The 8,122-nt window shown below is 43.2% G+C and carries 7 protein-coding genes; all 7 read left to right on the forward strand.

Going from position 1 to position 8,122, the window contains the following annotated elements; translation table 11 throughout:
- Entirely contained in the window at window positions 1–999 is a 999-nt protein-coding gene (locus ACXJY6_RS19105) for an ABC transporter ATP-binding protein (protein WP_458769297.1), read from the forward strand.
- The gene (locus ACXJY6_RS19110) at window positions 992–2,008 is read left to right on the forward strand and encodes an ABC transporter ATP-binding protein (protein ID WP_458769298.1); all 1,017 of its coding nucleotides are present in this window, start codon (window positions 992–994) and stop codon (window positions 2,006–2,008) included. Before ACXJY6_RS19105 ends, ACXJY6_RS19110 begins: the two co-directional genes overlap by 8 nt.
- Window positions 1,999–2,919, forward strand: a complete 921-nt coding sequence (locus ACXJY6_RS19115; RefSeq protein WP_456053093.1) for a LysR family transcriptional regulator — start codon at window positions 1,999–2,001, stop codon at window positions 2,917–2,919. The genes ACXJY6_RS19110 and ACXJY6_RS19115 overlap by 10 nt, the downstream gene beginning before the upstream one ends.
- A gap of 111 nt (window positions 2,920–3,030) precedes the next feature.
- Entirely contained in the window at window positions 3,031–3,267 is a 237-nt protein-coding gene (locus ACXJY6_RS19120; RefSeq protein ID WP_456053117.1) for a hypothetical protein, read from the forward strand.
- A gap of 119 nt (window positions 3,268–3,386) precedes the next feature.
- On the forward strand, window positions 3,387–5,198 hold the full coding sequence (locus ACXJY6_RS19125; RefSeq protein ID WP_458769299.1) for an assimilatory sulfite reductase (NADPH) flavoprotein subunit: 1,812 nt from the start codon (window positions 3,387–3,389) through the stop codon (window positions 5,196–5,198).
- Complete coding sequence (gene cysI / locus ACXJY6_RS19130) at window positions 5,198–6,931, forward strand: assimilatory sulfite reductase (NADPH) hemoprotein subunit (protein WP_458769300.1); 1,734 nt, start codon at window positions 5,198–5,200, stop codon at window positions 6,929–6,931. Before ACXJY6_RS19125 ends, cysI begins: the two co-directional genes overlap by 1 nt.
- A complete protein-coding gene (locus ACXJY6_RS19135; protein ID WP_456053090.1) occupies window positions 6,924–7,700 on the forward strand; it encodes a phosphoadenylyl-sulfate reductase in 777 nt (258 codons plus the stop codon). Before cysI ends, ACXJY6_RS19135 begins: the two co-directional genes overlap by 8 nt.
- The last annotated feature ends 422 nt before the right edge of the window (window positions 7,701–8,122 follow it).

Genomic DNA, 8,122 nt, shown 5'->3' on the forward strand with positions numbered 1-8,122 from the left:
ATGGCACTGCTTTCTGTGGACAACCTTAATGTGAAATTTCGTCACCGTGGTGGCGATTTACACGCATTACACGATATCTCTTTTTCTATTTCAGCCGGTGAAAAAGTGGCGATTGTCGGCGAATCCGGTGCAGGGAAATCACTTCTTGGGTATTCAATTGTGAACCTTCTGACCAAACCCGGATACATTTCTTCGGGTTCAATTCGGTTTGATCGTCGCGAACTGACTGGATTATCGATTAAGGAGTGGCAGAAAATTCGCGGACATCGTATCGCTATGATATTTCAAGACATGATGATGACATTGAATCCCGTTCTTACCATTGGTATGCAAATGGTCGAAGCGATCCGCTCTCATCAGAAAATGTCTCGTCACGAAGCGCAGAAGTTGGCTATTCAAGGTTTAGAAAAAGTACGTATTTCTTCACCAGAGCAACGGTTTCATCAGTATCCTCATCAGCTTTCTGGTGGTATGCGCCAACGCGTTATTATCGCTATTGTCTTGTTGTTGAAGCCAGAGTTAATTATTGCCGATGAACCAACAACGGCGCTGGATGTAACGATTCAGGCAGAAATCCTCAAGTTACTCAAAGAGATCTGCGATAGCGAGCAAGTCGCGTTGATTATTGTCAGCCATGATTTTGGTGTGGTCTCTCGAATCAGTGATCGTACCTTAGTGATGTATGCTGGAAAAATTGTCGAACAAGGGCCAACCCTCGAGATTATCAATGATCCTCAACATCCTTATACTCAAGGTTTATTGAACGCTCTGCCTCAGATGGCGTCGCCTGGTCAGAGGCTCAATCAAATTGAGGGAAACATGCCCTCATTGAGAGATCGCCCAAGTGGTTGTGCATTTCACCCTCGTTGTCGATACGCTGAGCCTCGTTGTGGTTACTCTCAGCCGTCATTTATTTATACGGGTGTTTCAAGTTGTGCCTGCTTTTTAGTGGAAGACATGATTGACGCAAATGACACTAAGGAGAATGACATTGACTAAAGAGTTGATTCGTTTTCTGAATGTCGAAAAGTCATTTGTGACCAGTACGAGTTGGTCAAATGCGTTGAGTGCGAAACGTGTAGGCTTTCGCCATAAAGAGCAGATTCACGCACTAAATGGCGTTGATCTGACGGTCTATAAAGGTGAGTGTCTTTGTGTGGTCGGAGAGACTGGATGTGGCAAGTCGACGTTAGCCCGAGTATTGATGGGACTTGACTCTCCGACGTCAGGTGAAGTGCTCTATCGAGGAGAGCGCATCGATACGTTATCTGACAAGCAACGTATGGGTTATCGCAAAAAAATGCAGATGGTATTTCAAAGCCCACATGCGTCGTTAAACCCTAGAATGACGGTTTATCAGATGTTAAAAGAGTCGGTGACATTACATCACCCTAGCTTTGGCTTACAGGAAACCGACGAGTTCATTGCAGGGTTATTGGCCTCAGTGGGTTTAGATCGCGATGCCGAGGATAAATACCCTCATCAATTTTCTGGCGGGCAGCGTCAGCGTATTTCATTGGCTCGAGCCTTGTCTGTCGAACCTGAGTTTATCGTTGCCGATGAGCCACTGGCTGCACTGGATGTGTCGGTTCAAGCTCAAGTCCTTAATTTGATGATGGATAAAAAAGATCATCTCGGCCTGACTTACCTTTTTATTACTCATGATTTGGCGGTGGTGGAGCACTTTGCCACGCGTGTTGCAGTGATGTATTTAGGCGTGATTTGCGAAGTCGCTCCAAGAGAGGTGCTGTTTCGTTCGCCCAAGCATCCTTACACCAAGGCGCTTCTGGCCTCAACGCCTCGATTGGATAATCTTTCACTTAATCCGATTGAATTAAAAGGAGAAGTGCCCACTCCGACAGAAAAACAGAAAGGTTGTGCATTTGCAGGTCGTTGTCCGTATGCGAATCAACGCTGTTATGATCAGATACCTCAAAGCCAAGTTTCCAGCGATGGCAGCCATGTTGCTTGCCATGCAGTCGAAGAAGGAAGGCTGTTATGGAAATAAGATGGTTAGAAGATTTTATCGCGTTAGCTCGTACTCGACATTTTTCGCGGGCAGCGGATGAGCAGAATGTTACTCAGCCAACATTTAGCCGCCGAATCAAATTGCTTGAAGAAGAAATGAAAGTCACTTTGGTTGATCGAAACTCACTACCGCTATCTTTGACACCAGCAGGAGAGCTATTTTTACAAAGTGCAGAATCGATCACGCGTGAACTCCGAGAGACAAAAGCTCGCTGTTTAGAAATTAAAGATCATAACCAGTCACAATTGCGACTTATTGCAACTCAAGAGCTGTTTTTAAATTTTTATCCACACTCCTTTTTACCGTCATGCCATCGAATTGGTGTCGATATTGACGTCAATATGAAATCGAGTACGTGGGAGCAGAGCGATTTTATTAATTCGATGATGCGTCAGGAGAGCGATCTATTGCTCTGTTTTTGGCATCCGGGAATGAGCTCTTTGGAACAATTGCCCACCGAAGAGTTTGATCATTTGGTACTGGCACAAGAAACGCTCCTTCCTTGTTGCTTACCATCTGAAAATGGCGAAGCGCTCTATCAACTTCCTGGCGTGAAAAAAAGCCCGCAGCCATATATTAGCTATGAACAGGGTTCATTTTTGGCCGATGCCGTGACATACCATCTCCAACGTCAGCACGACATTGCTCAACTTGAAGTAGTGACCTCCGACTTTAACGCTGTCGGCATTGCGGCTTTGGTTAAACAAGGGTTTGGGCTCGGTTGGTTACCAGAAACAATGGTGAGTAATGCTCTGGAGCAATCTCGTTTGATTGTTGCTGGTGAACACCAATGGGCTATCTCGATGCAAATTCGGTTATATAAGGCAAAAAGTAATCAAAATCCGCTTTTACAAACACTTTGGAGTAACGCTGTTAAGCTAATTACCTAACTTGTTTGTGTAGTAATAACGTTATCGAATAAACAATCTATTAACATCTGCGTTAATTTTAACCATAATGGCTTTGTGGTTGGTAAATGGAATTATCGCTGGAGGTAAATGATGACGTTAGAAGAATTACGCACGATGTATCGCGCCAATCTGCTAGTCGAAGCAATTGCAGAACCTTTAGAAGAGCAAGGTGATTGGCTTATAGAATTTCGCCATATTCAAGGAGGTTTTGTTGTTCTGACTCACTCTAATGGTGAAACTTGCCATTATTCTGATCTACATTATGCGTCGCAAAGCGCACGCGAAGTCGGCTTTAAACAAGTCAGAGTTGAATCAATATGCCATTAATATAATGGTCTTTAACATCCTTACTTCCAAAAAGTTATAAAACATACTCATCTATTCTTTCTTGTTATTAGAGATAATGGTTAACCTATAGTTACGCAATGAATAGGAATGTCGTGACTATGTCTTCAGCAAATAATAATCCAAACGAGCTAGCAGCACTTTCTAGCCCAGTAAATGACAGTCAGCTAAATCAGCTGCAGCAAACCGTTTCTCAACTTTCTCCTCAGCAACTGGCTTGGGTCAGTGGCTATTTTTGGGGCTTAAGTCAATCTCAATCGGGTGTGGCACAAGCACCTGCAGTATCCGCTCAACCAGCAGGTAAGCTAACCATTATCTACGCGTCTCAAACTGGGAACGCAAAAGGGGTTGCCGAAGCTTTAGAGCAAGATGCTGCCGCGCTCGATATCCCTGTGCAGTTATTTGATGCAAGCGATTATAAAGGTAAAGACCTTGCCAAAGAGACTCATGTAGTCATCGTTGCTTCTACGAATGGTGAGGGTGAGGCTCCTGATAACGCGATTGCTTTACATGAGTTTTTACAATCTAAGAAAGCACCTAAATTGGACTCTCTCAAATATGCCGTTATTGGTTTAGGTGACTCTAGTTATGAGTTCTTCTGCCAAACTGGTAAAGATTTTGATGCGTTTTTGTCTAAGCAAGGTGCAACTGAGTTATTAGATCGTGTCGACTGTGACGTTGATTACGAAGAGACTGCTGCTGAATGGCGTAAACAGTCTCTTGAATTAATCAAAGAGTCATTAGGATCAGCACAAGCTGTTGCTGTGTCATCATCTGCACCAGTGGCATCGGGTCATTCTCAATATACGAAGCAAAACCCGTATAGCGCGGCGTTGTTAGCAAGCCAAAAAATCACAGGTCGCGATTCCGACAAAGATGTACGTCATATCGAAATTGATTTGGATGGTTCAGGGTTGACTTACCAAGCTGGTGATGCGCTTGGCGTTTGGTATGAAAACAGTTCTGATTTAGCCAATGAAATCTTAGCGAAAGTAGGTCTGTCTGGTGTTGAAAGCGTGGATGTAGATGGTGAAAGTTTATCGATTCACAGCGCACTAGTGACTAAGTTTGAGATCACAGCGTCAAATCCGCAGTTTGTCACTAAGTATGCAGAATTGTCTGGTAGCAAAAAGCTGCAAAAGTTGGTGGATGATAAAGATAAGCTTCGCAGCTACGCAGGTGAGACTCAAGTTGTCGATGTACTAGCTGAGAAGAAAACCAAGCTATCGGCTGACGAGTTGGTTGGCCTGTTGCGTCGCTTAACACCACGCTTGTATTCAATTGCTTCAAGTCAAAGTGAAGTCGATGAGGAAGTTCACTTAACGGTCGGTCTAGTTGAATATAAACAAGGTGATCAATCTCGTCTCGGTGGTGCGTCAAGCTTCCTAGCTCAACGCTTAGAAGAAGGTGGCGAAGTGAAGGTGTTTATTGAAAATAATAATAACTTCAAGCTACCACAAGATGATAATGCCCCAGTGATCATGATTGGTCCAGGTACTGGTATTGCACCGTTCCGTAGCTTCATTCAAGAACGTGATAATCGAGATGCAGAAGGGAAAAACTGGCTGTTCTTTGGTGACCGTACTTTCACTCAAGACTTCTTGTATCAAGTTGAATGGCAAAAATACTTGAAATCGGGCTTATTGACTCAACTCGATGTCGCCTTTAGTCGTGACCAGCATGAGAAAGTCTATGTTCAGCACCGAATTTTAGAAAATGCAGAGCAAGTGTGGCAATGGCTACAAGACGGCGCATATGTCTATGTATGTGGTGATGCGACCCGCATGGCAAAAGACGTTCATGACGCGTTGATTTCTGTTGCTGAACAGCAAGGTCAATTGAGTCGTGAAAAAGCAGAAGAATTTATTAATGAATTACGTAAAGCGAAACGTTATCAAAGGGATGTCTACTAATGAGCACAAAAATTGAAAACAACGTCCAAGAAGTATTAGGCGAAGTGCTAGGCCCCCTAGCTGATAATGAGCGTTTAAAACGTGAAAGTAATTTCCTTCGCGGGACGATCGAACAAGATCTACAAGACCGTATTACTGGTGGTTTTACGGCGGATAACTTCCAGTTAATTCGTTTCCACGGTATGTACCAGCAAGATGATCGCGATATTCGTAATGAACGTGCGAAGCAAAAGCTGGAGCCGTTGCATAATGTTATGTTACGTGCGCGTATGCCAGGCGGTATTATAAAACCAGAGCAATGGTTAGCGATCGATAAGTTTGCAACTGATAGCACGATGTATGGAAGTATCCGTCTTACCACGCGTCAAACATTTCAGTTTCACGGTGTTTTAAAGCCGAATATCAAACTAATGCATCAGACATTGAATAGTATTGGTATTGATTCAATTGCAACGGCGGGTGATGTAAACCGTAACGTACTTTGTACGACGAACCCTGTTGAATCTGAGCTTCATCAGGAAGCGTATGAGTGGGCGAAAAAAATCAGTGAACATCTATTACCGAAGACTCGCGCCTATGCTGAAATCTGGCTCGATGGTGAGAAAGTAGAAGGCACAGACGAAGAGCCAATTTTAGGCAGTAACTATTTACCACGTAAATTTAAAACCACTGTTGTTATCCCACCGCACAATGATGTGGATGTTCATGCCAATGACTTGAACTTTATTGCGATAGCTGAAAAAGGTAAGTTGATCGGATTCAACGTTCTTGTTGGTGGTGGCTTAGCCATGACTCATGGTGATACTTCAACGTATCCTCGCCGCGCAGATGATCTTGGTTTTGTTGCTCTAGAGAAGACGTTGGATGTTGCAGCCGCTGTTGTTACTACACAACGTGATTGGGGTAACCGCTCGAATCGTAAAAACGCCAAAACTAAGTACACATTAGATCGTGTTGGAACGGATGTATTTAAAGCTGAAGTTGAAGCACGAGCGGGTATTACTTTTGAAGCCAGCCGTCCTTATGAATTTACGTCTCGTGGTGATCGTATCGGTTGGGTTGAAGGTATTGATGGGCAATTCCATTTAGCGCTCTTTATCGAAAATGGCCGTTTATTAGATTACCCAGACAGACCATTAAAAACGGGTGTTGCTGAAATTGCCAAAATTCACAAAGGTGATTTCCGAATGACGGCAAACCAAAACTTAATTGTTGCGGGCGTTCCGGCTGATCAAAAAGACGTGATAGAAGCAATTGCACGTAAGCACGGTTTGATGGATGACAGTGTCAGTGAGCAGCGTAAAAACTCTATGGCATGTGTAGCCTTTCCTACATGTCCACTGGCAATGGCTGAAGCGGAACGTATGCTTCCAAACTTTGTGACTGATGTAGAAGGCATTCTGGCGAAAAACGGTTTGGCTGTAGATGACAATATCATTCTGCGTATTACCGGGTGTCCAAATGGTTGTGGACGAGCAATGTTGGCAGAAATCGGCTTAGTAGGTAAAGCACCTGGCCGTTATAACCTCCACCTTGGCGGTAACAGAGCCGGTACTCGTGTTCCAAAAATGTATAAAGAGAATATCACTGAGAAACAGATTCTTGAAGAAATCGATCAGCTAGCAGGCCGTTGGGCTAAAGAGCGTGAGAGTGGAGAGTGTTTCGGTGACTTTGTTATTCGTGTTGGAATTATCGAAGAAGTAATCATATCGAAGAGAGATTTCCATGGCTGAAAGCGTGTTGTATAAGCTGCAGCTTTCCGAGTTACTTCTAATGACTAAGGTGGAGCAATCGCTTCACTTAGCCGAATTGAATGGTTACTTAGAAAGTTTATCTGCTCAAGAGCGAGTAAGATGGGGGCTTGAAAACCTGGAAGGAACTCATGCAGTATCCTCTAGCTTTGGAATTCAAGCTGCGTTGATGGTTCATTTGGTATCGAGAGCAAAGAAAGATGTACCTGTTGTCTTAACCGATACTGGATATCTGTTCCCTGAAACCTACCAGTTTATTGATGAGTTAACTGAAAAGTTGAATTTAAATCTGAAAGTATACCGTTCAGACTATTCACCAGCTTGGCAAGAAGCTCGTTATGGAAAGTTATGGGAACAAGGTGCCGAAGGTCTCGATAAGTACAATCGAATTAATAAAGTGGTACCGATGAAAAAGGCATTGGAAGAGCTTGGTGTAAAAACTTGGTTTTCTGGGCTGCGTCGGGAACAGGCACAATCGAGAGCAAATCTTCCGATTCTTGCGATTCAAAATGGTGTGTTTAAGTTTCTTCCAGTTATCGATTGGACAAACGAAGACGTTGAGAACTATTTAGCAGAACATAACCTGCCATATCATCCATTACGGGATCAAGGCTACTTATCTGTTGGTGATACACATACAACGAGTAAGTGGGAAGAAGGAATGAAAGAAGAAGAAACTCGCTTCTTTGGTTTGAAACGAGAATGTGGCCTTCATGAAGATGATCATGAGACAGATGGCTCTGGTATCTAATTCAAATCTACAATATTAAATATGAAAGCTGCTTCGGCAGCTTTTTTGTTGTCTGTAAAAGAATAACTCTGTGGATAAGTTGTAGTTTAGCTCTTAGTAAAGTGGGATAAATAAGGCTTTGTTGTGTATTTCGCCAAACGAGTTATTTTTTTATAATTTTGATGAAAAAACACTTGCTAACGTGAAGCGGATCTCTATAATGCGCTCTCGTTGACACGGCAGCCCGCCAAGGCGGTGAAGCAAGTATCAACAAGGCTCGAAAGCAAAAAAAAGAAAATTCTAAAAAGTGTTTGACACTAAGAATTATCTCGCTAGAATAGCCGTCCACTTCTCGCACGAGAAGTTGCTCTTTAACAATTTAGACCTATCAATCTGTGTGGGCACTCGTTGATGATAATCAATTTTACTTCTTAGAAGTAACT

It is taken from the genome of Vibrio phycocola, from assembly GCF_054404255.1.

Bases quoted from the DNA above. Each gene is read 5' to 3' on its own strand.
- cysI (WP_458769300.1), top strand. From the start codon at position 5,198: ATGAGCACAAAAATTGAAAACAACGTCCAAGAAGTATTAGGCGAAGTG.
- ACXJY6_RS19105 (WP_458769297.1), top strand. From the start codon at position 1: ATGGCACTGCTTTCTGTGGACAACCTTAATGTGAAATTTCGTCACCGT.
- ACXJY6_RS19135 (WP_456053090.1), top strand. From the start codon at position 6,924: ATGGCTGAAAGCGTGTTGTATAAGCTGCAGCTTTCCGAGTTACTTCTA.
- ACXJY6_RS19115 (WP_456053093.1), top strand. From the start codon at position 1,999: ATGGAAATAAGATGGTTAGAAGATTTTATCGCGTTAGCTCGTACTCGA.
- ACXJY6_RS19125 (WP_458769299.1), top strand. From the start codon at position 3,387: ATGTCTTCAGCAAATAATAATCCAAACGAGCTAGCAGCACTTTCTAGC.
- ACXJY6_RS19120 (WP_456053117.1), top strand. From the start codon at position 3,031: ATGACGTTAGAAGAATTACGCACGATGTATCGCGCCAATCTGCTAGTC.